The 25,885-nt window shown below is 40.4% G+C and carries 22 protein-coding genes; 8 read left to right on the top strand and 14 right to left on the bottom strand.

Going from position 1 to position 25,885, the window contains the following annotated elements; genetic code table 11:
• Window positions 1-118: 118 nt before the first annotated feature.
• On the bottom strand, window positions 119-1,795 hold the full coding sequence (locus AC1F2U_RS22170; RefSeq protein ID WP_480263030.1) for a DUF3352 domain-containing protein: 1,677 nt from the start codon (window positions 1,793-1,795) through the stop codon (window positions 119-121).
• A gap of 804 nt (window positions 1,796-2,599) precedes the next feature.
• Entirely contained in the window at window positions 2,600-2,800 is a 201-nt protein-coding gene (locus tag AC1F2U_RS22175) for a hypothetical protein (RefSeq protein ID WP_480263031.1), read from the bottom strand.
• Between the two features lie 73 nt (window positions 2,801-2,873).
• Between AC1F2U_RS22175 and AC1F2U_RS22180 the strand changes: the two genes are divergently transcribed.
• The 3 genes from AC1F2U_RS22180 to AC1F2U_RS22190 all read left to right on the top strand — a co-directional run bounded on the left by AC1F2U_RS22180 (window position 2,874) and on the right by AC1F2U_RS22190 (window position 8,106).
• Window positions 2,874-5,495: a M1 family aminopeptidase gene (locus tag AC1F2U_RS22180; protein ID WP_480263032.1), complete on the top strand. Its 2,622-nt coding sequence runs from the start codon at window positions 2,874-2,876 to the stop codon at window positions 5,493-5,495.
• A 483-nt stretch (window positions 5,496-5,978) separates the two neighbouring features.
• Window positions 5,979-7,703 carry an ABC1 kinase family protein gene (locus AC1F2U_RS22185; protein ID WP_480263033.1) on the top strand — a complete coding sequence of 575 codons (1,725 nt, stop codon included), beginning with the start codon at window positions 5,979-5,981 and terminating at the stop codon, window positions 7,701-7,703.
• A 28-nt stretch (window positions 7,704-7,731) separates the two neighbouring features.
• On the top strand, window positions 7,732-8,106 hold the full coding sequence (locus tag AC1F2U_RS22190) for a hypothetical protein (protein ID WP_480263034.1): 375 nt from the start codon (window positions 7,732-7,734) through the stop codon (window positions 8,104-8,106).
• A 514-nt stretch (window positions 8,107-8,620) separates the two neighbouring features.
• Here AC1F2U_RS22190 and AC1F2U_RS22195 read toward each other — a convergent pair.
• On the bottom strand, window positions 8,621-9,289 hold the full coding sequence (locus AC1F2U_RS22195) for a cadmium resistance transporter (RefSeq protein WP_480263035.1): 669 nt from the start codon (window positions 9,287-9,289) through the stop codon (window positions 8,621-8,623).
• Between the two features lie 37 nt (window positions 9,290-9,326).
• Window positions 9,327-9,479, bottom strand: coding sequence for a hypothetical protein (locus AC1F2U_RS22200; protein WP_480263036.1), 153 nt, complete (start codon window positions 9,477-9,479; stop codon window positions 9,327-9,329).
• 31 nt (window positions 9,480-9,510) lie between these two features.
• Here AC1F2U_RS22200 and AC1F2U_RS22205 point away from each other — a divergent pair, with 31 nt between their 5' ends.
• Complete coding sequence (locus tag AC1F2U_RS22205; RefSeq protein ID WP_480263037.1) at window positions 9,511-10,767, top strand: aliphatic sulfonate ABC transporter substrate-binding protein; 1,257 nt, start codon at window positions 9,511-9,513, stop codon at window positions 10,765-10,767.
• A gap of 144 nt (window positions 10,768-10,911) precedes the next feature.
• Here AC1F2U_RS22205 and AC1F2U_RS22210 read toward each other — a convergent pair whose 3' ends face one another.
• The 7 genes from AC1F2U_RS22210 to AC1F2U_RS22240 all read right to left on the bottom strand — a co-directional run bounded on the left by AC1F2U_RS22210 (window position 10,912) and on the right by AC1F2U_RS22240 (window position 19,770).
• The gene (locus AC1F2U_RS22210) at window positions 10,912-11,946 is read right to left on the bottom strand and encodes an Npun_R2821/Npun_R2822 family protein (RefSeq protein WP_480263038.1); all 1,035 of its coding nucleotides are present in this window, start codon (window positions 11,944-11,946) and stop codon (window positions 10,912-10,914) included.
• A 16-nt stretch (window positions 11,947-11,962) separates the two neighbouring features.
• Window positions 11,963-12,853 (bottom strand): Npun_R2821/Npun_R2822 family protein, encoded by an 891-nt coding sequence (locus AC1F2U_RS22215; RefSeq protein WP_480263039.1) that lies wholly within the window; start codon window positions 12,851-12,853, stop codon window positions 11,963-11,965.
• Window positions 12,854-12,856: 3 nt separating this feature from the next.
• Window positions 12,857-13,837: an Npun_R2821/Npun_R2822 family protein gene (locus AC1F2U_RS22220; protein WP_480263040.1), complete on the bottom strand. Its 981-nt coding sequence runs from the start codon at window positions 13,835-13,837 to the stop codon at window positions 12,857-12,859.
• Between the two features lie 3 nt (window positions 13,838-13,840).
• Window positions 13,841-14,800: a glycosyltransferase family 10 domain-containing protein gene (locus AC1F2U_RS22225; RefSeq protein ID WP_480263041.1), complete on the bottom strand. Its 960-nt coding sequence runs from the start codon at window positions 14,798-14,800 to the stop codon at window positions 13,841-13,843.
• Between the two features lie 62 nt (window positions 14,801-14,862).
• Entirely contained in the window at window positions 14,863-17,103 is a 2,241-nt protein-coding gene (locus tag AC1F2U_RS22230) for an ABC transporter ATP-binding protein (RefSeq protein WP_480263042.1), read from the bottom strand.
• 109 nt (window positions 17,104-17,212) lie between these two features.
• A complete protein-coding gene (locus tag AC1F2U_RS22235; RefSeq protein WP_480263043.1) occupies window positions 17,213-18,385 on the bottom strand; it encodes a glycosyltransferase family 4 protein in 1,173 nt (390 codons plus the stop codon).
• Window positions 18,382-19,770, bottom strand: coding sequence for a glycosyltransferase (locus AC1F2U_RS22240; protein ID WP_480263044.1), 1,389 nt, complete (start codon window positions 19,768-19,770; stop codon window positions 18,382-18,384). Before AC1F2U_RS22240 ends, AC1F2U_RS22235 begins: the two co-directional genes overlap by 4 nt.
• Window positions 19,771-20,195: 425 nt before the next feature.
• Here AC1F2U_RS22240 and gloB point away from each other — a divergent pair, with 425 nt between their 5' ends.
• The 4 genes from gloB to AC1F2U_RS22260 all read left to right on the top strand — a co-directional run bounded on the left by gloB (window position 20,196) and on the right by AC1F2U_RS22260 (window position 23,799).
• Window positions 20,196-20,969 carry a hydroxyacylglutathione hydrolase gene (gene gloB / locus AC1F2U_RS22245; protein ID WP_480263045.1) on the top strand — a complete coding sequence of 258 codons (774 nt, stop codon included), beginning with the start codon at window positions 20,196-20,198 and terminating at the stop codon, window positions 20,967-20,969.
• Window positions 20,970-21,294: 325 nt separating this feature from the next.
• Window positions 21,295-21,753, top strand: a complete 459-nt coding sequence (gene rplI / locus AC1F2U_RS22250; RefSeq protein ID WP_094352304.1) for a 50S ribosomal protein L9 — start codon at window positions 21,295-21,297, stop codon at window positions 21,751-21,753.
• Between the two features lie 159 nt (window positions 21,754-21,912).
• Window positions 21,913-23,256: a replicative DNA helicase gene (gene dnaB, locus AC1F2U_RS22255; RefSeq protein WP_480263046.1), complete on the top strand. Its 1,344-nt coding sequence runs from the start codon at window positions 21,913-21,915 to the stop codon at window positions 23,254-23,256.
• Between the two features lie 24 nt (window positions 23,257-23,280).
• Window positions 23,281-23,799, top strand: coding sequence for an alpha-ketoglutarate-dependent dioxygenase AlkB (locus AC1F2U_RS22260; protein ID WP_480263047.1), 519 nt, complete (start codon window positions 23,281-23,283; stop codon window positions 23,797-23,799).
• Window positions 23,800-23,984: 185 nt separating this feature from the next.
• Here AC1F2U_RS22260 and AC1F2U_RS22265 read toward each other — a convergent pair whose 3' ends face one another.
• The 3 genes from AC1F2U_RS22265 to AC1F2U_RS22275 all read right to left on the bottom strand — a co-directional run bounded on the left by AC1F2U_RS22265 (window position 23,985) and on the right by AC1F2U_RS22275 (window position 25,621).
• Complete coding sequence (locus AC1F2U_RS22265) at window positions 23,985-24,506, bottom strand: FKBP-type peptidyl-prolyl cis-trans isomerase (RefSeq protein ID WP_480263048.1); 522 nt, start codon at window positions 24,504-24,506, stop codon at window positions 23,985-23,987.
• A gap of 78 nt (window positions 24,507-24,584) precedes the next feature.
• Window positions 24,585-24,911: a phasin family protein gene (locus tag AC1F2U_RS22270; protein WP_190941652.1), complete on the bottom strand. Its 327-nt coding sequence runs from the start codon at window positions 24,909-24,911 to the stop codon at window positions 24,585-24,587.
• A gap of 299 nt (window positions 24,912-25,210) precedes the next feature.
• Window positions 25,211-25,621: a 2TM domain-containing protein gene (locus AC1F2U_RS22275; RefSeq protein ID WP_480263049.1), complete on the bottom strand. Its 411-nt coding sequence runs from the start codon at window positions 25,619-25,621 to the stop codon at window positions 25,211-25,213.
• Window positions 25,622-25,885: the final 264 nt, after the last annotated feature.

The following is a 25,885-nucleotide window of genomic DNA, read 5'->3' on the forward strand; positions in this document are numbered from 1 at the left end:
TAGAGAAGAAAAAGGCTGAGGGAGATGTAGGTTTAACTTCCCGTAGGGTGGGAGATGAGGAAGTGAGGGAGAAATATTCAATCCCCATACTCCATGCCTAATACCCTACTTTAATGCCCTACTTTGCACTAGGCTTAAGAGCTAATAACATCTCTAATTCACTGGTGGATTTATCAGGGCTAATAGCGGTAAAACCAACACCACGAATGGAATTCAAAATGGTGATGGTATCAGCATTAGATGAAACAAAACTATTGATCAGGGGCACAGTTTTAGTTTTATCCATATCTAGGTAGAAATAGCCGCCGTTGGGCTTTTGCAAAGAACCAGTCACGGCTTTGAAAGCGTCGCTAGTGTCGAGAGATGGATTCTTGCGATCGCTAACTGCGTCAGCAATTGGGCCACCAAGAGCTACAAATACAGTATCTTGGTCTAGCCAACCATGTGCTAATAAAGCTCCTTGTCGGGGAATTTGCCATTCAGTTACGTCTTTACCACCGATATTTCTGTTGGCGACGTTGATTTGTTGGGTTTTGGCAAGGGTATCCAATTTTGTCAAGGTGGCTTCGGCAGTTTTGCGATCGCTAGTATCAAATACTAAAGCACCTCCAAAACCAACACTCGCTAATACTCCTTGATTTGATGGAATCGCACCAAAGGCGAATTCCCCATTCATCCAGCCAAAAATATCCTTATCTAAGTCTAGATTGGCGAATTTCAGTTGTCCTCGCGCTTGTTCTAGGGCTTGCTTCATTTCTGGATAATCTTTTGACTGCTCTACTAGCACTTCCCAACCACGGCTGATGCCATTTCCGCTAATCAGGGCAAAGGTATCAGCAGGAAATTGCCCGACTATATTCCCAGGACTTGATTGATACTGAAATTTATTTAATTGCGGATCTAAATTAGCGATCGCTTTTACCCGCACTCCCGCATCATCAACACCAACACCCGCTACCACAGATTTTATCTGCTTCAGTTGCGTCAGGGTTTGTGGCGGTAACTGCTTTGCCTGTGGATTTCCAGCGGTTAATTGCTGTATCATTCCGGCATAGTCTGGTACATAAATTTGGGCGAGGCTGTTTTTAACATCCACTCCTTTAAGAATGCTACTAGCACCTTCTTTATTGGCAAAAGAAGACTGTCCCTTAAAGGTGTCAATTGCTTTTTCTACAGCCTGCTTTTCGGGGGCTAATACCAACTGACTATCATTTAAAACTACGCTATACGTCGGCTTGCCATTTTGTGTAGTTTCGATAATTTTTTGACCTTGATAGTCAGATTCCTGTAGTTTCACCCCTTTTTGTGACTTCAATTTATTTGCAAAATTTAACGCACTGAGTTTGTCCTTGATTCCCACCACTATCAGGATATTTGATTCCTGCTGTAAATTTGTTGGTATATTAGTTGTCCCAGAGAGTACCTTTAACTGTGCTGGTTTGACGGGATTTGGTGGCAATACAGCAATCATCACACCACCAGCCCAAGGTTTTATGTCTTTTTCATAAGAAACGTTACTGTCACTGAAAATTTGCTTATTGAAATCTTCCAGACCTTTTGCCACTAACTTTTGTGCTTCTGGAGTGCCAAACTGCTGTAACTTTGCCCAGGCTTCAGAGTCAGTAGTAATGTAAGTTGCCATCAGTGCTGTTGAAGGTACTACTTTAGCACTGCCTAAAGCATCTGAACTACCTCCTGGTGAGCCTTTAAAGTACGTATAAGCCGCTATACTTCCTGCGACAACGACAGCAGCACCAATAGCAGGAATGAGAAATTTTGATTTACTTTCAGGCATTTTGTTATCCTCTTTTGCTCAGATTGTCACCGAGATTTATACAAGTGTCACTGTAGAGTTTTCGGATTTATAATAATTTCCGCTAATCCATCGCTAGACTAACCCATGACAAAAGGATTCAGCAGCACGCTCATTGACAAGCTGCACATCTACCTCCTATTTGCAGAAAATTATTGCTTTTGACATCCATTATTAATCAGATATTAATCATAAAGATTCTCAGTTAAACGTGATGTCTCAATCAGCAAAGATCCAACTTAAAAGTGATTGTTCACTACAAATGGGTTTTTGCAAATTAAATACATAGCAATCCTATCTGATTTGTAAAAATTGCAAGGGTAAGATTCCCGACAACTCTTATGAAGTTGAGAATCTCATTGTTTACGAATGATTTCAAATTGCTATAGCACTTGGATCTCACAGTCCATCTATGCAGCAAACAAGCTAGCGATCGCCCGCTGATTTGTTAAAGAAGTTAAGAAGATTTGGGAAGCGCAAAATCAATCTACAAGCGTACTCTCTGAGCGACTTTTACAGGCACTCGCCAGTATGGGAGTTTTTACGGAGACAAAAATCAATTATTTTACTCTTACGCAACTGGTATCCTACATTTAGTTTCAACTCCAGTTGGTATTTACTGATAAAATTAGTAATCCTATAAATTAGCGGTCTAAAATTACTCTCAAAAATACTTCAATCAGATGAGGAGCGAATTTGCAAATGATATGCTGTTCATTTTAAACAAAGTAGCGTGTTTAGCAGCAAGCTATCCTAAGTTATAAAAATAATTAGGAGTATTTGTACTTAATGAGAATATATAGAGGGACAAGAGACTCTTGACTCAATGCCAAAAAAGTGCAGAACATCAGGAAAAATAAATGCAGCAGGGATATGGAAAAAAATTCCAGCATCGGTAGCGGAAGTTCGGGTGAGATTAATTTCAATCCCCCAATCCCAAAAGGGAGTTCTCACCTCCATAATGCCCTGTTGATTTGGGAAATACATCAAAAACCGCTATTTTACTTAACTACATCCAACCAAGCCAGACTTTTCAGGATTACAAGGTCAGTAAGCATCAATGTCGCAGTCTTATTTTGATACAGATAATAACGGACACAAACCTTTTGAGTTACCGGGAGCAAGACCACACTACAACCCGGATCGCCCCGGACAGGTAGAGCATATTTTTCTCGATCTCAGTTTGGATATTCCCAAACAAAGCTATCAGGGCAGTTGTAGCATTCGCCTCTTGCCAATCCGTAATGGTATTGATCGTTTGACTTTGGATGCTGTCAACCTAAATATCGAGTCTGTGCAGGTGGACGAAGTGCCACAAAATTTTGACTATGACGGGGAACAGCTTTCTATTCAACTTTCTCAGGCAACCCAGATTGGTCAACGCTTGCTGATTGCGATCGCCTACTCAGTGGCAAAACCGCAACGCGGTATTTATTTTATTCAACCAGATAAGCACTACCCAAACAAGCCTACTCAAGTCTGGACTCAAGGTGAAGACGAAGACTCTCGCTTTTGGTTCCCCTGCTTTGACTATCCAGGACAACTGTCTACTTCGGAAATTCGCGTCCGCGTTCCCAACCCTCTCGTGGCGATTTCCAATGGCGAATTAATCGACACCACAGAAGATGGTGATTATAAAGTCTATCATTGGTTACAGCAACAAGTTCATCCTACCTACTTGATGACTTTAGCAGTAGGTGATTTTGCTGAAATTCGAGATGAGTGGAACGGTAAAGCTGTCACCTACTATGTAGAAAAGGGACGGGAGGAAGATGCTAAACGCAGCATGGAAAAAACTCCCCGAATGATCGAATTTTTGAGCCAAAAGTATGGTTATCCATATCCTTTTCCGAAATATGCCCAAGTTTGCGTCGATGACTTCATTTTTGGCGGTATGGAAAATACCTCCACAACACTGTTAACAGATAGATGTTTGCTGGATGAACGTGCCGCCTTAGATAACCGCAACACCGAAGCTTTAGTCGTTCACGAACTCGCGCACCAGTGGTTTGGTGATTTGGTGGTGATTAAGCATTGGTCTCATGCTTGGATTAAAGAAGGGATGGCTTCTTACTCTGAGGTGATGTGGACAGAACAAGAATATAGTCTAGAAGAAGCAGCTTACTATCGTTTATTAGAAGCTCGTCGTTACTTAAGTGAAGATAGCAGCCGTTATCGCCGTCCAATGGTAACGCACGTTTACCGAGAAGCTATTGAACTTTACGATCGCCACATCTACGAAAAAGGATCTTGTGTATATCACATGATTCGGGCCCAATTGGGAGATGAGTTGTTTTGGCAAGCAATTCAAACATTTGTCCAAGATAATGCCCACAAAACTGTAGAAACAGTAGACTTACTCAGGGCGATTGAAAAGGCAACCGGACGTAATCTTTTGTTCCTGTTTGACCAATACGTTTATCGTGGTGGTCATCCCGATTTTAAAGTAGCTTACTCTTGGGATGGAGATGCTAATTTAGCAAAAATTACAGTCACTCAAACCCAAGCTGATGAAGGTAAAAATGGCACTAAGGATTTGTTTGATTTAAAAATACCTATTGGTTTTGGCTATACGCAACAAGAAAAAGTGAGGAGTAACGGAAAACTCAGCACTTCATTCTCAGCACTCAAAACTTTCACCGTCCGCGTGAATGAACGCGAACAAAGCTTCTACTTTCCCCTAGAAAATAAGCCCCAATTTATTAGCTTTGATGTTGGAAATAATTACCTAAAAACAGTAACTTTAGAATATCCAATCGCGGAGTTAAAAGCACAGTTAGAATTCGATCCCGACCCGATTTCGCGTAGTTATGCAGCAGCAGCTTTGGCGAAAAAAGGTGGGTTAGAAGCGATCATTGCACTGTCTGCATCGCTAGAAAATGACCCATTATGGGGTGTGCGCGTGGAAGTGGCGAAACAACTAGCCCAAATCAATTTAGATCAAGCCTTTGATGGCTTAATTCCTGGGTTAAAAGATAAAAATGCTTGCGTGCGACGAGCTGTAGTGGAAGCACTTACTCAAATCAAAACTGCTGAAAGCTATAAAGTTGTGAAAGGGCTGTTGCAAAAAGGCGATCCCAGCTACTACGTGGAAGCAGCAGCTTCTCGTGTAATCGGGGCGATCGCCTCATCAAACTTGGAAGAAAAACCCAAGGAAGACAAGGTATTAAAGCTGCTGAAAGGCGTTTTAGAAGAAAAGGCGGGTTGGAATGAAGTCGTGCGGAGTGGTGCGATCGCTGGTTTAGCTGAATTCAAAACCTCGGAAGCAGCCTTAAATCTACTGATCGAATACACCAAACTCGGTGTGCCACAACCCCTACGTTTAGCCACAATTCGCGCTTTAGGAAAGATTTCTGTCGGTCAAAGTCCGGCTAATTTGGAACGGATTTTAGAAAAATTAACAGAACTAGCCAAAGAAAGCTTCTTTTTAACGCAAGTGTCGGTAGCAGCAGCATTAGGGCAAATGGAAACACCCAAAGCAGTGGGAATTTTGCGATCGCTAGCTGAACAAACAGCTGATGGGCGTGTACGTCGTTCTGCTGAAGAAGAAATTTCCAAGGTGCAAAAGAACATTGGTTCGGAAAAAACTCTGCGTCAACTGCGTGAGGATTTCGACCAACTCAAACAACAAAACCAGGAATTGAGAAGCCGTTTAGAAAACTTGGAGGCCAAATCTAAATAGCATTACACGATCATTAAAAGTAGATAATTGGTAATAGTGGCAAAGCTATTACCAATTACCAAGGTTTTAGTTGATGCTGTAATTTTATTTTCCACTTAAATCACAGGGATAAATAAACATAGTACCAAGATCCCCGACTTATGTTGTGAGTTGGGGATCTTTATGTTGAAAGCGGTTACTGAGTTTCAATTTGCATATATAAATACATATTTATATTTTTATTTATATAAATTAAAGTTAAGAAAAGATAAAATCATCTAAAACTTGGATAGGTAGTTGTAGTTTTATAAAGTATAATTAAGAAAAAGATAAACAAATCTAGGCAGTAACAGACGCTAAAATCGCCTCGATCGCTACCCCAAAGGGTAGAGTTCTAGTTGTTTTAGACAGAAGACTACCGCTATCCTGCAACTTACAACTAACTTGTAGGTCAGGAGAAAAACAATCATTGTAAATTTTTCAGTTGAAGAGGCAAAAAAAGGCGTGGGTCAGTATCAACCTGCTCAACTAAAACTCTATAATCCAGATGCGATCGCTCGCTACTATAGTTACCGTCCTTGGCTAGCCTGGGGGCGAGTGCTGAGAATTATCTCCTCCTTTGCAGGATTTATATTCGGTCTGAAGTGGGACGAGTGGCAAGATAAAGTTGAGCAGAACAAGGGTAAACGAGCTATCCAGTTGCGAGAACTGCTCACCCGCCTCGGCCCGACTTTTATTAAAGTTGGTCAAGCCCTCTCCACAAGGCCTGACCTGATACGCAAAGATTTTTTAGAAGAACTGATAAAGTTACAAGACCAGTTACCACCTTTCGATAATGCGATCGCTTACCAGATTATCGAAAGTGAACTAGGCCGTCCAATTCACGAAAGTTTTAGCGAACTGTCACCTCATCCAGTCGCAGCTGCTAGCTTGGGTCAAGTGTACCGAGGTCGTTTGATTAGCGGCGAAGAAGTAGCAGTGAAAGTGCAACGCCCTAACTTACACCCGGTAATTACACGCGACCTATATCTGATGCGTTGGGCAGCCGGTTGGCTAGCTCCTTGGTTGCCTTTAAATCTCGGTCACGATCTCACTTTAATTGTGGACGAGTTTGGCACGAAGTTATTTGAAGAAATTGACTATATTAATGAAGGCCGCAACGCCGAGAAATTTGCTAGCAACTTCCACAATGACCCACAAGTAAAAGTTCCAGGCATTTATTGGCGTTATACCAATACCCACGTTTTAACCCTGGAATGGATTGATGGCTTCAAGCTGACGGATACTCAACGCATCCGCGAAGCAGGTGTAGACCCAGAAGCGATTATCCAAATTGGTGTAACATCGGGATTGCAACAGCTTTTAGAATATGGCTTCTTCCATGCTGACCCTCATCCCGGCAATTTGTTTGCTGTACCCGATGGTCGTATGGCTTATATTGACTTCGGTATGATGGATCAGTTGGAAGAAAGCACCAAAGAAACGCTGGTAGATGCGCTAGTGCATTTGGTGAATAAAGACTACACCGACTTAGCCGAAGACTTTGTAAAATTAGGGTTTCTGACTCCAGATACGAATATTTGCCCGATAGTGCCAGCACTAGAAGCGGTGCTAGGAAACGCGATTGGCAAAAATGTCAAAGATTTTAACTTCAAAACTATTACCGATGAATTTTCGGAACTGATGTACGAATATCCTTTCCGAGTTCCGGCAAAGTTTGCTTTGATTATTCGTTCTCTAGTTACCCAAGAAGGTATTGCTCTTAGCCTTAACCCCGATTTTAAAATTGTTGAAGTGGGTTATCCGTATATAGCGCGCCGGTTGCTGACAGGGGAATCGCCAGAATTACGACGACGATTATTGAATGTGTTGTTCAAAGATGGTAAATTTCAGTGGCAGCGGTTAGAGAATTTGATTGCGATCGCTCGTACCGATAACAACTTTGATGTATTGCCCACAGCGCAGATGGGGTTCCAATACTTAATATCGGAAGAAGGCAAATTTCTCCGGCGACAGTTGGTGCTTGCTCTTACCGAAGATGACCGCCTACACACCGAAGATGTGCAACGCCTGTGGAACCTAGTTAAAGATGACTTAAAACCAGATCGTTTATTAAATGTAGCGATCGGGATTTTAACAGAGTTATCCAGAGAAGGGGCAGCCGCTATCCTGCCAAAAGCGACATTACTTGGGTCTTTTGCTGAGAACCAGTCAACAAATAAAAAGTAAAAATCTTTAATATAAATTAGGAGTTTTCATGTATTATTTTCCTGAGCAACCGCCTTACTTTCTCTTACTTGTTGGCTTTTTGATAGCATTAACATCTGGTTTAGCATTATCTGGTACTTTGAAAGTAATTGTGCAGAACTGGCCAAGCGAACAAGCAGAAAATACTCAGCCACGTTCCTCACTGAAACAATTACTTGTACCATTTATCGGCATAACAGGCGGTACTTGTCTATTTATGTCTTCAGGCTTAGAGATATTTGGCTTTCCCTCATCCTTGGCTTTAGGAGTCGGTCTACCAATTAGTCTATTTACTTGTTTGCTAGTTTGGTTGCAGTTGGGAAGTATGATGACCTTTATACAACGCGAAGGTATGCAATCTTTAGATTTAGATTCTTTTTCTTAAGGGACTTCCAGAGAATAAAATATACAGTCAATAAAAATAATAATTATTTTAATGGGAATAAAGCGGTTGTCGACGGCAACCGCTTTATTCCCATTAAATATTCAAGATAAATGTCTGCGCTCAAAAACTATTGAGTGCAGCGAGCAGAATTGCTATCGACTATTTTTGCGCTTTTAACTTTTTGGAAATTACGTTACTCCACAATAGATATCAATAAATAACTTGCTTAAATTTGGTAAATTCTCTTGGTTAAAATTAGTTAAGCGTTCGATTTGATTTTCAATTTCTTGGATGGCCTTTTTAGTTAGACGCACTCCGTTAGAGTAAGTTTGAGTGACGAACTTTTATTTCTAATGCTCTAAGTTTTTTCTTTTTTTCCAAAGCTCTCTCTTTCCAATTGTCTCGACCGTTGCGAAACAATCTTACTAATCGGCTGGTTGGGCTTTTAAACTCTTGAATTAACTTTCGTAGAGCTATGTACTTCTTGCATGAAAATTTACCACCTTAAAACCTGTCAAGTTTTGGGGAGAAAAATACGATAAGATTCGCTGTCTACCAGAATTCTGAAACCCAGCCACATCAGAACGAAGGGGAAAATCTTGCTAGCATAACGGCTGAGTATCAAAGCGATACCAGGTAAACGAGTCAGATTATAGGACATAAACAGCCAGCAAAAAATAATGAAATAGCAAACTGGTACGATCACAGTAAGATTTTGGATTGAGCTAGTGGCAAACAGGGGGATATAGATGCCAAGATTGTTGCCGCCGTTGGCAATTGTTACCGAGGAGACGCGATAGGTCTGCGGATCGCGGATTACGTCCCAGAGCGATCGCTTTCTGGAATCAAATCCATGAAATTTCGAGTTTCTTTTCAGATTAGCTGATTTATCTTCAACTGAATCATCCTTATTCAGGTTGAGCAGATTGTTCAAGCCAATAAGTATCGGCAGAATCCCCAGTAGACCAGTCCAAGTTGATGGAATTGCTAGACCCAGTAAGAAACCAAGTAAACTTACTATTACTAATGCCGTGAACCCTAGAATCTCACCAACTACAACATGTTGAGGACGGAAAGTCCGATTGACCTCACTGAAGAAGGCAGTCAAATAAATATTGTCATCAAATGTTGTTGCCACAGCCGTAGCTACCCCAATCTTAATTGTTGCAATTAACCAATCCATCACCATTCCTCATTCAACACCTATCTGATGGCCAAAACTAGCGATCGCTCAACCTTTGTAGAGAATTACCACAATATCGATATGATAATGTGAGTATCGCATATTGGGTGTAACAAGGGAGCAAGTTTGGTAGTTTATATATGTCAAGCGGTGCTTTGACTTTTTCCCCCATCCCCAATTCATCCGGCATTTGCATTACCTAATTTATCAAAGGAGTCATTATGATTAGCCGTTTGATTGACCTTCTGCCTAGATGCACAGGTCAAAATATCTTACGGTCGCTCAGATCAGCCACTCGTAGATCGGCTACCTACAGTTTTGTAGTTCGATTTTGCATCGGACTTGTCTCGGTTTTGGTCTTGCCTTTAGTTTTTGATGGTCATGCTGTTGCTGCTTCTGAATCTGGTAATCAGTTCCAACTATCCAAAAGATCCACAATCCAGTTACTGGAAACTGTGGGACTGTTTATGGGGGGGATAATTTTCTGTGTAATTTTGGATCGCTGGTTTTCTCAGCGTTCTGCTCAATCTAGCAACACGCCCTTAGCAGAGCAGGCGCGGCGGCTGAAGCAACTCAAAATTGGATATCCAGAGGGGATGACAAATCTGGAAGTTCTCCGTACTCAAGGCTTGTTGGAAACACGTTTGCGACCTTATGGGCTGATTGTCACCTGGACAAGCTTTTTATCAGCCTCTTCTCTGATAGAAGCACTTAGCAACGGGACGATTGACTTCTGCGGGGGTGGTGGCACAGCCAGCATTTTCTCTCAAGCGGCGGATCATGTATTTGTGCGGGTGGCGAAAGAAAAATATACCGCTCCCAAAGGTCAAGCGATTCTAGTGCCAGAAGATTCGCCGATTCAGACACTAGCAGACCTGAAGGGCAAAAAGATCGCTTTTGACAAAGGCTCAAGCGCACATTATATACTTGTGCGATCGCTGGCAAAAGTCGGTCTAGATTTTAGTGACATCGAGCCAGTTTATCTGACACAACCGGAGGCGCTGCCCCAATTTTGCCGGGGTGAAATCGATGCTTGGGTGATTTGGGTTCCCTACACAGCAACTCTTGCCCGAAGCGCTTACCCAGGGCGATCGATTACAGACCTAGAAAGCATATTTGGTGACAAAACCTCCGTGGAAGTTCCCACTTATTACTACGCGATTCCAGAACTGGTACGCGACTATCCAGACTTGCTTAAGGTGATTTTAGAAGAGGTAAACGAAGCTGGAACTTGGGCTAAGAAACAGGAATTAGAAGCCGTTCAACGATTGGCTAAACACCATGAAATTGATCCATCCATCGTAGAAATTTTACAGAAACATAGCGGCGAACGCGCCATCATTCCGATTGACGACCAATCGCTTGATGCTCTACAGCATCAGGCAAATATATTTAGAGATTTAAATCTGATTCCTGAGCGGGTGAATGTGAAAGATGGAACCTATAGTTTGCAGACCAAGCAAAACTGGACTTATTAGCCCTCTTTTGTCACTTTGGGAGAATCCAATTGCTCAAACGTTTACGGGGCTTTAATTTAATTGCGTTCAAATTACCTTTATTATCGATAATTAGGCAATAGATAAGCTAGAAATTAAACAAAATTTTAGTCTACTTTTGCTTAATTACTTAGTCATTTTATCCTTTAAATTACGATAGTTAAGCCTAATATTGTTGACTTTTTGATTGAAAAAACTTGTAGTAGTCTTTTGCAGACGCATTAGCGGACTCTGACGCCTAAAGCTTTTGGGCCTTTGTTCTGGTGAGTTTAAATATCTATAATGCAAAAATGTATCTCGATATGGAATCTCGACATCTTCACCAGCACAAAGTTGAGTAAAGTGCGGTGAACTTATACTCATATAGTGCAGATATGTCAGCCGCCGTCCTTGGTCGTAAAGGATGTTATCTACCACATCAAATTGAGAACTCCAATGGTTGCCAGTTGCCTGTTCGCAGTCATGAAAAGCAAAGTTATAATAGGAAATTACACTTCTCAATACCATGTAGTTAAATAAAGATTGGTCAGGACCTCCAAGAGCCATGACATCAGCTTCACTAGTCTGTAATTTGTCGAGTAGGTTTGCTAATGTAGCTTGAGAAAAAATATGTTTTTTAGTTGCAAACCAACCTGCACAAAATATATGAGAATGCAATTTTTCTTGGTCAAAAATTTGCTGTATAAGTTCTGGTGAGCCATCAAAAATATATTTCAATTCAGATTTATATTGAAAATCATTTGTTACCCAATCATATTTATCTAATTTTTCATATATATAGTCTATAGGCCCCATAAGAAGCGTATCTGCATCAAAATAAATAAATTTATCAAAGGGACCATCTAAACCACAAAGCTTACGATGCATTGGTAGACGATAAAGTTCTGGAAGCCCCCATTTTCGCCAAGTTTTTTGTGCCCTTGAGTGATTTTTCCAGACTTGGGCTGCAAAGTTATCCCAGTAAGCTATGGATACAGAGTCCTCAAATAGCGTCACATTATCTCTAGACGCAATCTCTACTTTTACTTTCTCTAACTGCTCATTATATGGAATTATACAAATAGGAATTTTCCTACCAGCATTAGCTTCCATACTATTGAGCAACGCCACTAATTGGTCATAGACAACATCATTGGCTAGGATATAAATACCATCAATCATTGGGATACTCCTAATATTAAGTACGCGCAGAAACAAAGGGAAATAAACGGCGAGTCAGTTTGGGAATGAAGGCAAATTTACCCTCATGCAAATAGCGATAGTGTTCCCACAATTGCCAATAGGGACTACCAGTTTTCATCCGCGTACCAGCCCAGTGGAGATATTTGAGTCGTTGTCCTCGGTCATACAGGGCGTAATCTTGCTGTTGGAAATTTCGCGAACCGGCCCAACTACCAGGCCCTCCCCCAGGAATTTTAACGAGATTTCCACGTTTGGAAATTAGTTTGAGAACAAGATAATTTAAAATTGGTTGGTCTGTAACTCCTTGAGAAAAATCGAAATATTCGCGATGTGCTGCACACTCGCGTAAAGCTTCATCCATTTGTTGTTCGGTAATAATTCCTTTTCTCGAAGCCCAAAAACCGCTGTTGAAAACATCTTGAAGTTGGGCATCGGAAAAAATTTGCTGCTCTTTCACAAATGGGGAAAAAATGTTTCGCAGCTTTTCATTAGCATAATGGTAATCACAGCAGAAGAAATCGACTTCTGAAAGTTTGTCCAAATTATCGGCAATTTTTTCAAAAACGACAATATCCGTATCAATATAAATAAATTCATCTAAAGGTCCAAACCACGCTACCAGTTTACGCATTTTGTTGGGTAAGGCGAGGAAATCTCGGTCAAAAATTTCGCCGATGCGTTTGGTAAATGTATCAATAAGTTCTAAATCTGGGAAAATTTGGACGTTGTGTAAGGTAGCAAGCTGTTCTGCTACCTTGTGATAATTGTCATTAAAAGGTATGAGATAAATGGTAACTTCTGGGTCATAGTAACGAATGCTATTGAGCAGAGCAATAGCATTATCGATAACGCGGTCATTGGCAACGATATAAATACCACTACTCATAAATTATCCTTGTTTAATTAACTTAAGTTTTTGCAAAGCTCTGGTAAATAAATTTGGTGCTGGAGCGTCATTATAATTTTTAGGAGGACTGGTAAATACTGGACGCTTTTCTGGCTCGTGTAAGTAACGATAATAGAGAAATAACTCTCGATAGGGAAACTCAATATTTTCTCCGGCACAGACTGCTTGATTGATATTAGGAGGAATCCCAATGTAATGGAGATAAGTTAGTCTATTACCGCGATCGTAAAGAATATGTTCTCGTTCCTCGAAGTGTTTAGAGCTAGCAGAACATCCTGTTTTTTCATTATCTGGCAGTTGGCAAGCAAAATTATAAATAGAAAGATTAGACCTCATTACCATATAGTTGATTAATGGTTGTTCGCCAGCACCACCATACAAAATTTCTGACTCACCATTTTGTAAATTTGATATTAACCAATCTCTTTTTTCAGAGTCAAATAGTCCTTGTTTGGCGCCATAAAAGCCTGAGCAAAATATTTCATAATCAATGCGTTTTTGCTCAAAAACTTTTAGTAATTTGGGAGAATTAACATTATATATTTTACTAACATCTGTAAACTGGAAATCGTAGACCACAAAATCATAACTATCTAGCTTTCCAAACACTGCTGCAAGTGGCTTCATTACCAAGGTGTCTGCATCTAAATAGATAAACTTCTCGAATGGCCCATCAAAAGCGCAAAAACGACGGTGAGCGCCATAAAGACGAGATTTACTCCGATTCAATCGTTCTGGGGCTGCTGCTAGCATAAATTGATCCCAGCGGTTGATTGATTCTTGGTCATCATAAAGAAATACATTCGGGCGTTTAGCTATTTCGTCAGCAATCCGTTGTGTCCGATCGTCAAAAGGATAGATACAAACGGGAGTTTCTGGCCCTAAGATAACATCAATACTGTTGAGCAAAGCCACCAGTTGATCGAAAACATAATCATTGCCAAGGGTACAAATACCATTCATAATTTATGAGTGTTGATCGACAAAGTTTGATAACCAGTTAAGCAAGTTTAATTTGTGTAAAATGATTTGACGTGCTTCTGCGATCGCATCTTTGGCAGCATACCAAGCATCAGGCGTAGCTGTCACTTCTTGGATGTAAGCAATGCCTTTTTCATCTAAACTGGGCAACCGCAAAAAACTACCTGGTGGCAATAATTTATCAGCAGCCGGACCACCATAATAAATTGGTAAACACCAAGCAAGCAAACTATCCCAAAGTTTCTCACTCACATACCAATTGTTATCAGCATAGTTTTCAATTGCCAGATTGTAATAGTATGGTGCCATACCATACCATTTGTTGCTTAGTTCTCCCGAACTGTTCGCCCATTCTGGTAAGTTACGCCCATACAAATCAAATTTCATGCCGCTAGATTGCAAAGATTGTAAAAAATCTAAACGCTGGCGATGATTGGCTGTGCGGCTAATTCCCGAAGTAATCCAACTACATGGGGCAACTTTTGGGGGCGGTGGCATTTCATTTAAATCTTGAAATGAATTTGAGTGATACCAAATAGCAGGCATATAGTCAGGAATAGGAGCAAAATCATCGGGGCCAGAAACATAGCCACAATACTTCTGAGCTTCTTGATAATTATGATTAGTTATTTTCAGAACCTCATCTAAAGGCGGTTCTCTGAGCAAATAAATAATTCGCTCTTTGTTGACACCACGCAATAGAGATTCAACATTCACTACTGGTTTTTGCTGCCGTTTGCGAAAACTATCTAACCAAGATTTTTGCGGCGATGCTTGGGGAAAATCAAATTGATATAGCAACATAAAATCTGGTTTTTGTGCCATTTTCAACATTTGGATGTTGTTCCAAACACCAAAGTAGTGCGGAGTTTGTTGCCATAACCAATCTTTGTTTTTAGCAAGACCTGAATAGCTGCTAATCATGCCAACAGTTTTAATAGTCATAAATCGTATTAGGTTTTTCAAGATTGTGGTATAAGTACTTTTGTTCCTGACATTAACTAAAGTTAAACTTTATTTTCAAAAAGCTTTAATACATCTAATAGGTAAATAGCAGATTGATAAGATTCTGCAATTAATAGATTTTGTTTTTGGGGTTCGGATTCTAATTTATCGGCTAGCAAGCGCAGAGAGCTAATCAGAGGATAGAGACGCGTGCGAAACTCATCCGAAATATGACTAAAGTTTTGATACTGGTTATGTTCATCTTGATTTTGGTCTATATCTGACGATAACTGCCAGTTAATTTTTAGGTTAACTACATCGCTGAAGAGATCGATGGCGTTGAGAACTCTTAAGGCTGAGTTGTATGATTGGTCAATTAATTCCTGGCGCTCTTGGGAATTGTCTACTAGATCGTCAACTAATAGTCCGAGGAAACCAATCATTGAGTTAAGCCTTGTACGCAGTTCGTGAGAAATGCGGTTAAAGCTGGGATTAGTTTTAGTGGAAACTTCTGTCTGATCGGCAAATTGCATTGAGTAGAGGCGTGAGTAGTAACCCCCTTTTTGTAAAAGTGTTTCATGGGTTCCCACTTCTACCACCTGTCCTTGATCTAATACGGCAATTTGATCGGCTTTTTGGACTGTGGAAAGGCGGTGAGCAATTACCAGGGTTGTGCGATCGCGACTCAGATCGTCGAGTGCAGCTTGTACTAAACGTTCGGAAACGGTATCTAAAGCGCTGGTGGCTTCATCTAAAATCAAAATTTCTGGGTTTTGCAGGAGGGCGCGAGCGATCGCTAATCTTTGCCTTTGTCCACCAGACAACATGACGCCGCGATCGCCAATTTGGCTGTCTAATCCTTGAGGTAATTTATCAATAAATTCATAAGCATTTGCTCGTTTGGCTGCTGAGATAATTTCATCTTCTGTAGCTTCAGGTCTTCCATAAGCAATGTTATTTCGCACCGAGTCATTAAACAGAAATGTATCTTGACTGACAATTCCCATGTGTGTTCTGAGAGATTTGATATCAAAATCACGCAGGTCTGTGCCATCGATGGAGATACTGCCAGATGTCGGATCGTAAAATCTCGGTAAGAGGTCAGCTAAGGTTGACTTACCTGCACCAGAACCACCTACCAAAGCGAGAGTTGTAGCACGGGGTAAAAATAAAGTTACATCTTTCAGTACTAACTTTTCATGACTGGGGTAAGCAAAGGAAAGTGAATTAAAACTTATTCCTTTTTTTAATTCTGTGTAAATAACATTACCGTTTTTCATAAACGGCTTGCGATCGCGACTTAAAAACTCACTCACTATTTCTACGCTAGTAGCACTATTGGCAAAGCTACTACGAAGACTATTTAACTGAGATACCAAAGGCAACAGTCGCAGTAATACTAATAAATATGTCAGTAGTACCGTTGAAATGAAAGAAATCTGGTTGGCAAAAAAAGTTTTACTTAAGAATACAATCATAAGTAAAGCTATAACTCCCATCACCTCACTTATCGGCCCGATCGCTTGTGAGTTTACCTGAGATTGAAAATCTGCTTTTTCGCGATCGCGGATTAATTTGGTAATCTTTTGATATTCTCTGTCTTCATTGGCAGTTGACTTTACCAAACGAATTCCATTCAATGTTTCTAAAACACTGATGGAATAAGATGTAGACATTTCTGATAATTGTTGACCAAATTTTTTCGCTCTACTAATTGTGTATTGATTGATTAAGGTTATGAACCCCAACAAAATTGTCGCTGCGATTGTTAGCTGCCAAGAAATTGCTAATAATAAACCAACGAAAACTAAAATTGTAATTATTAAAATAATTAAATTGATAATACTTCCGATAGCGCTAGAAGTGCGGGCAGTTTCCGAACCAAGGCGATTAATAATATCGCCTACTTTCGTTTTTGAATAATAGTCTATATCAATATCTAGCAATAACTCTAAGCTAGCTTCGCGAATATCCGCATTTAATCTCCGAGTGAAAACACTCGATGTTAAAATACTAAAATAACTAGATAAGTTTTTTAATAAAATTATAAATATAATTGTTCCAGCCATTCCCAAATTCCGAGAATTTTCGGGAAGATTATCAAATGGAAACATTATAGCTTTGAGAATCGGAGGAAAACCAGTTAAGTCTACTGGTTGTCCGACAATTCTCAAAATTACTGGCACAATCAAAGTCACACCGACACCATTAAATAAAGCACCAGAAAATCCTAACAGCATCGTTAGGATAATTAAACCTGGATAGGGTTTGGCGAATCTGAGGATTAGTTGACCTTTAGACATTGGTTTTTATCATCACAATTTACTTAGTATTAACATAATTTATTAATTAAGATAATTTTTGGAGTTGCTAAATACCAATTTTGGAACAATTAATTAATCAATTTATTGTTTATAAATTGGCAATTACCGACTCCATAGTAGATGCCATTTTCTCTACACTATATTTTTCTAAACATCTATCTCTCGCTTTTTTACCTATTTCGTTAGCTGCCTCGAAATCCTGAAATATTAATTTAATTTGTTCTGCAATCTGTTCTGGAGAAGCTGGATCGACTAAATAACCAACTTCATTTAAAATTTCGGGAATATCTCCTACTCGTGTTGCTAAAACTGGCTTTGCCATTGCCATACCATCCATGAGTTTAATCGGAAATTGTGCCCTTGCTACAGATGTATCTCGTTGAGGAACTACTACAATATGGGCCGCAGCCACTACTTCCGGCATTTGTTCTATTGACGTTTGAGGCAGCATAATAATCCACTGTCCCCAGCGCTCAATCAACTGCTCATCATAGTTATCGTAAGGATTACCACCAACAATCACTAGCCTGAAGTCAGATTCTTGTAACTGGTCAAGTGCCATTAAAACATCCTCTAGACCCTTGTGCGGTCGAGGCGCACCAGGGAACATGAGAACGCGGTATTCAGCTAAACCATATTTTTGGCGACTGATTTGCGGATCGTACTTTTGGGGATCGAATAAGCAAGTATCTTTGCCATTGGGTATATAAATACCACCAAAGCGATTCAGCAAAAATTGAGTATCTGCTGTAATAGCGTCGGCATGATTAATCAATGACTCCATCCACTTTAAGTAAAGTGGATGGTCTGGATTCCTTAAAGCACCTTCTTTTTTTAGAAGTTCTCTAGCTAGCTGTTTCAAATTAGGGCGATACTGCCACTCATCGCCACCATACCAACTTAATTCCCAATCATCAATATCTAAAATTACTGGTCTATGGTTGTGGATTTTGTTAATTAAAGCTACACCATAACTTGTGGGTTTTGGTTTAACAGCGCAGATAATATCTCCATCTATCTTATTTAAGATTTGCCTGACAGAACCGAACAATTGTGGATAATTGCAGCCTGGTAGACAGAAGATTGCTAGATCGGATGGTGGCTCTGGATAAATATTTTTTCCAAATAAAAATCCTAATACTTCTACTTCATAATTTAATTTCTGAAAAATTTGACTTAGCAAATATGCTCTGTCAATTCCACCTTTAGAAAAGTTAGGCGTGAGGATTGAAACCTTTAATTTTTTATTTTGTTTATTCATAATAAATTAGGTGTCAGTCCATCAATATACAAAGTTTTTTGAGGAATTTTTAAGATTTCATGGTAAAGTGTCAGCATCTCTGAAGCAACAGTATCCATTGTACGTACTAGCTGGATACCTTGACGTAATTTAGCGAGTAAATCGGCGTCTTTGGCTAAAGTGGCGATCGCTTCAGCCCATGCTTGGACATCTTTCGCTGGAACTAACCAACCATCGATGCCGTGACGGACTAACTCAGCAATTCCTCCTAAATTTGAACCTAGTACGGGAACGCCCATAGCTTGTGCTTCTAAAGCAACTATGGGACCAGTTTCTAACCACTGCGACGGTATTGCTAGTATATCGAAACCTGCTAATGCCTCTGGTACTGCTTCGCGTGAAAGTGGTTCAGCAATCCGAATCCGGTTATCATGAGCAGCGATCGCCATAACTTTTTCACGATTGGCAGCACCGTATTTTCCCGGATGAGTAGCATGAATAATTAACTCTACAGATACATCATTCGGTAGACTATGTACCGCTTCTACTAAAACTTGTACCCCTTTAGTTTCTTGCCAGCGACCCAAAAAGCCGATTTTTAATGTAGAGTTTTGTAGTTTGTTTGGTGTTACTTCGCGTTTGAAAGTGTTAGCAACACCTTGCCGAGAAACAGTAAGTTTTTCGGGAGGAACGTTGTTTGCAACAAAAGCATTGTATTGCCAATTACTTGTTACAACAATGCGATCGGCTAGTTTTGCTAGTTGCATCAAATTGCGTCTATGTTGAGACACTAGAGTAGGAATGCCAAGAGTTTTACCAAGTAGGCGTAGTTTGAAACTTTTTGAGGCCAGTAATTTTGTTTCTGCTGCTACCCCAATATCCAAGGGAACTCGGCTTAAAGCCTTGAGCATCCAAGGTGCTACTTGCTTTGGTACTTCCAAACATTGACTACACTTAACAGAATCAATCAGCCCATCGCAAGGTTCTTTGTCCCAGCGCATCATCGTACCACGCAGACATATAGGCTCAGGCATGTGGGCGGTGACTACAGTAGCCATTCCTAACTGGCGAGCGAGAGCAAGATGATGTAAACCGCAGTCAAATCGCCATGAATGTTGATGGTATACATCGGCTCGATTGTTTTCTAGCCAATTAGCAAAAGTTTTAAAGCCTCCGTGAGGTAGCTGTTTGTGTACCTGTCTCTTACTGGGGTTAGGAAAAACAGGATAACGATAAACTGAGATACCATTGTATTCGTAAGTATCTTCCTCTGTACCTTGTTGAGGAGCAGCAACAATACTTTCGAGTCCATGTACTTGTAAGCCATGCAATAGTGAATCTAAGTATACTTCAACACCACCTGATGAATCTGGAAAATACCAGCTAGTTGTATGGATTAGCTTCATCTATGAACCTGCAAAGAAAAAATTGGAAAGCTCATCTTTTTTTACCATGATTGATTGTTCTATTTTTCGTTATTAACATCTATCTTTTATAAATAACCCAAAGTGAATCTATAAAATTCTGTACTAAGAGTTAGTAAGTATGTACGAATAAAATTTTTTTGATTACTGTTTTTGGGTTTTTGAGTAAATAAGACAATTTAGGACAAAAATAACAGAATAAATCTAACTTAGCTTTTACACTTCTTCCCAGAGAAATTTTACTGATATGCCCACATCATAATTTATAGTTAATTAGCATAGTTTTAAGTATTATTACGGTTGTATACTATCATAGTAGTCATGGACTTTCTCAACCTTTTCTCACTGAGATATTTAAGATTGCTGATAAATTCCAAAGTATTTACTGGCAAGGGAGATATTAAGTAATGGAAGTAATTAGGCTTGAGGCACTCTCAGATAATTACATATTTTTACTGGTAGATCGCCAGCAACAAATTGCTGCTGTTGTCGATCCAGCAGAGGCTGAACCAGTACTAAAGCAACTTGCACAGTTAAAAGCTGAGTTGGTAGCGATTTTCAACACACACCACCACAATGACCATGTAGGTGGCAATCAGCAGTTAATAGAACACTTCCCGCAACTCACAGTCTACGGTGGCGTCGAAGATCGCGGACGAATTCCGGGACAGCAGGTGTTTTTGCAACAAGGCGATCGCGTCCAGTTTGCAGGCCGCATAGCTGAAGTTATTTTTGTTCCCGGACATACCCGCGCTCACATCGCTTACTACTTTCCCCCCGAAAAATCTGGTGAGACAGGCGATTTATTTTGCGGCGATACCTTATTTTCTGGCGGTTGCGGTCGCTTGTTTGAAGGAACACCAAGCCAGATGGTGGATTCTTTAAGCAAACTGCGCTCTTTACCAGATGATACGCGTATTTGGTGTGCCCACGAATACACTTTAGGAAATCTGCAATTTGCCCTAACTGTGGATGGCGACAATGCCGACTTACAAAGACGTTTCAATGAAGTGAAAACTTATCGTAGTCGAGGAGAAGCTACTATACCCTCGCTGCTGGGAATGGAGAAGCGAACAAATCCCTTTTTACGTTGGGATCAGCCATCATTACAATCAACCGTTAAGGGTAGCGATGGAGTGCAAACCTTTGCGCGGATACGGGAAATGAAAAATAACTTTTAGGTATTGGGCATTGGGCATTGATTATTCTCCCCTGCTCCCCTGCCCCCTTGCCTCTTCTGCTCTCTCATCCCATTTCTCCAACTTTCTCGGCGCTAATAGTTGCGATCGCACCCTTCCTTTCGCTAGGATCTGTAAGCTTTAGGGTATGGGCAAAGCTACTTGAGACAATATACTCATTTCAGGAGTTCTAAGTTCTGAAAAAACACTCGCTATTCAGGACTATTTACTCAGCAGTGGCTCAACACTGCTAACAGAACTGTTTTAGTGAGCTATGCTGCCCAAACCCACTTAAATTAATCATATTTTACCGGAAAAACGAAAAACGATGGCGAAACGCGTGCAGTTAGTTTTAAATCAGGATATCAGCAAGCTGGGAAAATCTGGCGACTTAGTGGAAGTAGCTCCTGGCTACGCTCGTAACTATCTGATTCCCCAGAAATTGGCAACCAATGCCACCCCTGGTATTCTCAAGCAAGTAGAGCGTCGTCGCGAGCAAGAGCGTCAACGGCAATTAGAACTCAGACAACAAGCTCTTGAGCAAAAAGAATCTTTAGAAAAAGTTGGCAGCTTGACAATTGCCAAGCCAGTTGGTGAAAACGAAGCAATTTTCGGTACTATCACCACCCAAGATGTTGTAGATGCAATTAAGGCAGCCACTGGTCAGGAAATCGATCGGCGTGGAATTACCATCCCCGATATTAACCACCTTGGTACTTATCAAGCCGAAATTAAGCTGCATTCGGAAGTAGCGGCGCAAGTTGATATTCAAGTAGTCGCTAGCTAACTCAGGAGAGAGACAAAGGGACGCAAAGATGTGGGGGATGAGGATGAGGGAGCAAGGGAAGTAAAAGTGAAAACTCCTAACTCCTAACTCCTAACTCCTAACTCCTGTACAGACGCGATTAATCGCGTCTCTAGCAAAATCTCAAAACTAAAATCGTTTATGGCTGAAGAATTGAGTTTTCAAGGCGATGGTAGCGATCGCCTCCCACCACAAAATATTGAGGCGGAAGAAGCGATTTTGGGAGGTATTTTGCTAGATCCAGAAGCGATTAGTCGAGTTAGCGATCGCCTCCTTCCCGAAGCTTTTTATATTAGCGCCCACAAAGATATTTATCAAGCAGCTGTGAGGCTCCACACTCAAGGTAAACCCACAGACTTACTCTCAGTTACAAGTTGGCTAACCGATCATGATTTGCTAGCCCGGATTGGTGGTAGAAATAAATTAGCAACTCTGGTAGACCGTACAGTGTCAGCCGTGAACATTGACGCCTTAGCAGGGTTAGTCATGGAAAAATACCTGCGGCGACAGTTAATTAAAGCTGGCAATGAAATTGTACATCTTGGTTACGAAACAGAAACCGAGTTACCACAAGTTTTAGATCAAGCAGAACAGAAAGTATTCGGCGTAACTCAAGAACGTCCCCAATCAGGTTTAGTCCATATTTCTGATACTCTAATTAATAATTTCCAGGATATTGAAGATAGAAATCAAGGCATCGCCTTACCTGGGATTCCCTGCGGATTTTACGATTTAGATGCAATGACCAGCGGCTTTCAGCGTTCTGATCTGATTATTATCGCGGGCCGCCCATCAATGGGAAAAACAGCATTTTGCTTAAACCTTGCTCATAATATCGCCGCTTCTTATAAATTACCAGTTGCTTTTTTCAGCTTGGAAATGTCCAAAGAGCAATTGACGCAACGTCTATTAGCTAGCGAAGCGCAAATTGAAAGTAGTTATTTGCGAACTGGGCGTCTGAGTCAAACGCAGTGGGAACCTTTAAGCCGTGCTATTGGTATCCTCTCCGAGATGCCAATTTATATTGATGACACACCGAATATTACAGTTACACAAATGCGTAGTCAGTCAAGAAGACTACAAGCTGAAATTGGAACTGAATTAGGATTAATTGTAATAGATTACCTGCAATTGATGGAAGGAGCAGGTGATAATCGGGTACAAGAATTATCAAAAATTACGCGTCAACTCAAAGGTTTAGCGCGGGAATTATCTGTACCAGTAATTGCTTTATCTCAGTTAAGTCGCGGGGTAGAAGCGCGGACTAACAAGCGTCCGATGTTATCTGATTTGAGAGAAAGTGGAAGTATTGAACAAGACGCGGATTTAGTAATAATGTTGTACCGCGATGAATATTACTCTCCCGATACTCCCGATCGCGGCATTGCAGAAGTAATTATAGCTAAACATCGCAACGGTCCTACAGGTACTGCGAAACTTTTGTTTAATCCACAATTTACAAAGTTTCAAAATTTAAAAATTTAGTTAGACCAAATAATTATTTGAGCAATGAATGAGCCTGATTTACTCATTAATGATGTATTTTTGCCGAATAGTCATTCTCTATTTAATAGTCTTGTATCCATAATTAACTGGGATGAGCGTATACAGGCAAGAAAAACAGCTAGCTTTGGTTCACCATATAACTACTCAAACATTTCTTACGACTCATGCCCGATGCTGAATGAGTTAATTCCTATTATTGATAAGCTTGAAAAACACTTTGAGTTTCGACCAAACAACTGTTTAGTGAATTATTACACAAATGGTAACTCAACAATGGGATTTCACTCCGATTCAGTTGATGAACTCATGGACGATACTGGTATCTCTATTATTTCGTTAGGGGCTGAAAGAATAATTACATTTCAGAATAAACGAGACAAAACCATTGAACATAGTTACTTACTCAAAAGTGGTTCTCTACTTTTTATGCCTCAAAAGACGCAGCAATACTGGAAGCATGGAATTCTCAAGCAACCAGAAACATTCGGGCGTATCAGTCTGACTTTTAGGTTGTTGGTATAGTTGCGGCAGTCCGATCAAAGTTACAGATAATTTTTCTCATATTTTCTAGCTATACTTCTGTCCCATTTGTAGTCTGAAATACCTAATTTATCTAATAGGGCATTGGGCATTCAGAACAGAGAGAATAGAAACTTATTTTAATAGTTCCTCCTTGTTCCCAGTACCCAATCCCTAGTCCCCAGTCGCTATTTAACTCCCAGCAATTCCACTTCAAAAACTAGAGTTGCATTGGGTGGAATCACGCCACCAGCACCACGAGCGCCGTAGCCTAACTCAGATGGGATGATTAACTTACGAAGACCGCCTACTTTCATAGTGCTAAGTCCTTCATCCCAACCTTTGATTACCTGTCCAGCACCGATTTTAAAGCTGAAGGGTTGACCGCGATCGCGCGAACTATCAAACTTAGTACCATCTTCTAAAGTGCCGACATAGTGAACTTCAACCGTTTGTCCAGATTTAGGAGTCGCCCCAGTCCCCTCTTTTAACTCCACATACTTTAATCCAGAGGGTGTGGTTACGGCATTAGCATCAGACATAGTATTACTCGCAATTAAGATATTGTTTTCAGTTACAGTTGTGGGGGCTGGCGGCGTTTGGGTTAACTCGGCAGCAATGGCAGTATTTTGTTTACTACCTACTTGTCCCACAACCAAAAGCACAACACACACCAGCATGAAGGCCACGCTGAGGAAAATTGGTTTCAAAATCAGTTCTCCTTACTTAGGTATCCTGGCAAAAAGATTACCAACAGGACACATTTAGTTTAAATCAGAAAGGGCATTCTAACGCCAAAGCTTATTTTCTAAATCGCGTAATTGACGCTCTAAACGGTCAATTCTCCCCCTCAGCTCGTCCACTTCTGACTGACGAGCTACCCCCAAATCCTGCATCATATTTCGCATTTGCCGTTGCATTTGCACATCGAAGTTTCCCTGTTCTGACTTTAACTGCTGGGCGATATCATCTATTACCGCCTTGGCTTGCTCAGGATTGAGCTTACCGTCTTTAACTAAATCATCGCTGACTTGCCGCAGTTTTTCTGCGACAATAGACGTTGTGCCAAGGCCCACCATCATTAGCTGTTGCAACCAGTTGTTGTTGTTGTCCATATTCCCTTCCTCTTATCTTATTAACCAGCCGACCCTTGCTCCTGAGTTTAGGCAATCAAGCTTCTTAAAGCGTAGTTATTCTAGCCTACAGCTCTATTTTGGCAAATTGGCAAGCACAAAGATCAAAGGAGGTAGTTATATAACTCCTCAAGTTTAAGGTTGCCCAAATTTACCTATTTTTGCGATATTAGAGGAGATTTACCTATAAATTACAAAACTCACACTTACCCTTTGCGGTGAGTGTGAGTTTTTCATGGAAAAATTTTATTTAGACAGTGCTGAATATCTGAAATTGAAAGTTAAACTTGTGTACGCCATTTCTGAAAAGCGATCTCGTAATCCTCTGATTTACTCTGATAAACACTCCACCAATGAAAAAATAATCCTAACCCCCATCCTAATACTGGGAAAATAGCCCAAAAATAACTAGGACTAGTGATTAAATTTAAAAGAATGAGGAATAAATTCACCGCCAGGAAAGAAACAAAGTGTGTCCAAAAGGCTCTGCGTCGGAAAGCATTAAATCTGTGCCGTAAACGTTCCTCTTGTTGTTGAGCCAGCCACTTTTTTTCAGTTGCTTCCAAAATATTAGAAGAAATACCTAACTCAGATGCCATTTCTAAAAGCTGTTCTCGTGAAAATTCACCTTTATCTTTACGAGTGAGTGCTTTTTGCAGGATTTGTTCTACATCTTCGGAATCGTAAGTCATTTTAATTACCTTATAAGTTTGTGTGTAAATGCGCCTTTGATTTCACGAAATTATCGATCGGCTTCGTTCAATTCAATTAGCAAATGCATCCACATTTTGCACCCAATACTTAGTGATATTCACAACAATATTATTTTCTCACAATTGATTTAGGGCGACTGTATTTGTCAATACCTCTATAATTGCTTTGTGAGAGCGATCGCTATTACGGCATTAAGCCCAAGATTGTCATTATGCAGTAAAGAAGGCTGGTAGCTCAAGTCC

The sequence above is a fragment of the Nostoc sp. LEGE 12454 genome, from assembly GCF_056620565.1.

Coding starts and splice junctions, on each gene's coding strand:
- AC1F2U_RS22170 (WP_480263030.1), bottom strand. CDS start 1,795: ATGCCTGAAAGTAAATCAAAATTTCTCATTCCTGCTATTGGTGCTGCT.
- AC1F2U_RS22175 (WP_480263031.1), bottom strand. CDS start 2,800: ATGTATTTCCCAAATCAACAGGGCATTATGGAGGTGAGAACTCCCTTT.
- AC1F2U_RS22180 (WP_480263032.1), top strand. CDS start 2,874: ATGTCGCAGTCTTATTTTGATACAGATAATAACGGACACAAACCTTTT.
- AC1F2U_RS22190 (WP_480263034.1), top strand. CDS start 7,732: ATGTATTATTTTCCTGAGCAACCGCCTTACTTTCTCTTACTTGTTGGC.
- AC1F2U_RS22195 (WP_480263035.1), bottom strand. CDS start 9,289: ATGGATTGGTTAATTGCAACAATTAAGATTGGGGTAGCTACGGCTGTG.
- AC1F2U_RS22200 (WP_480263036.1), bottom strand. CDS start 9,479: ATGCCGGATGAATTGGGGATGGGGGAAAAAGTCAAAGCACCGCTTGAC.
- AC1F2U_RS22205 (WP_480263037.1), top strand. CDS start 9,511: ATGATTAGCCGTTTGATTGACCTTCTGCCTAGATGCACAGGTCAAAAT.
- AC1F2U_RS22210 (WP_480263038.1), bottom strand. CDS start 11,946: ATGATTGATGGTATTTATATCCTAGCCAATGATGTTGTCTATGACCAA.
- AC1F2U_RS22215 (WP_480263039.1), bottom strand. CDS start 12,853: ATGAGTAGTGGTATTTATATCGTTGCCAATGACCGCGTTATCGATAAT.
- AC1F2U_RS22220 (WP_480263040.1), bottom strand. CDS start 13,837: ATGAATGGTATTTGTACCCTTGGCAATGATTATGTTTTCGATCAACTG.
- AC1F2U_RS22225 (WP_480263041.1), bottom strand. CDS start 14,800: ATGACTATTAAAACTGTTGGCATGATTAGCAGCTATTCAGGTCTTGCT.
- AC1F2U_RS22230 (WP_480263042.1), bottom strand. CDS start 17,103: ATGTCTAAAGGTCAACTAATCCTCAGATTCGCCAAACCCTATCCAGGT.
- AC1F2U_RS22235 (WP_480263043.1), bottom strand. CDS start 18,385: ATGAATAAACAAAATAAAAAATTAAAGGTTTCAATCCTCACGCCTAAC.
- AC1F2U_RS22240 (WP_480263044.1), bottom strand. CDS start 19,770: ATGAAGCTAATCCATACAACTAGCTGGTATTTTCCAGATTCATCAGGT.
- gloB (WP_480263045.1), top strand. CDS start 20,196: ATGGAAGTAATTAGGCTTGAGGCACTCTCAGATAATTACATATTTTTA.
- rplI (WP_094352304.1), top strand. CDS start 21,295: ATGGCGAAACGCGTGCAGTTAGTTTTAAATCAGGATATCAGCAAGCTG.
- dnaB (WP_480263046.1), top strand. CDS start 21,913: ATGGCTGAAGAATTGAGTTTTCAAGGCGATGGTAGCGATCGCCTCCCA.
- AC1F2U_RS22260 (WP_480263047.1), top strand. CDS start 23,281: ATGAATGAGCCTGATTTACTCATTAATGATGTATTTTTGCCGAATAGT.
- AC1F2U_RS22270 (WP_190941652.1), bottom strand. CDS start 24,911: ATGGACAACAACAACAACTGGTTGCAACAGCTAATGATGGTGGGCCTT.
- AC1F2U_RS22275 (WP_480263049.1), bottom strand. CDS start 25,621: ATGACTTACGATTCCGAAGATGTAGAACAAATCCTGCAAAAAGCACTC.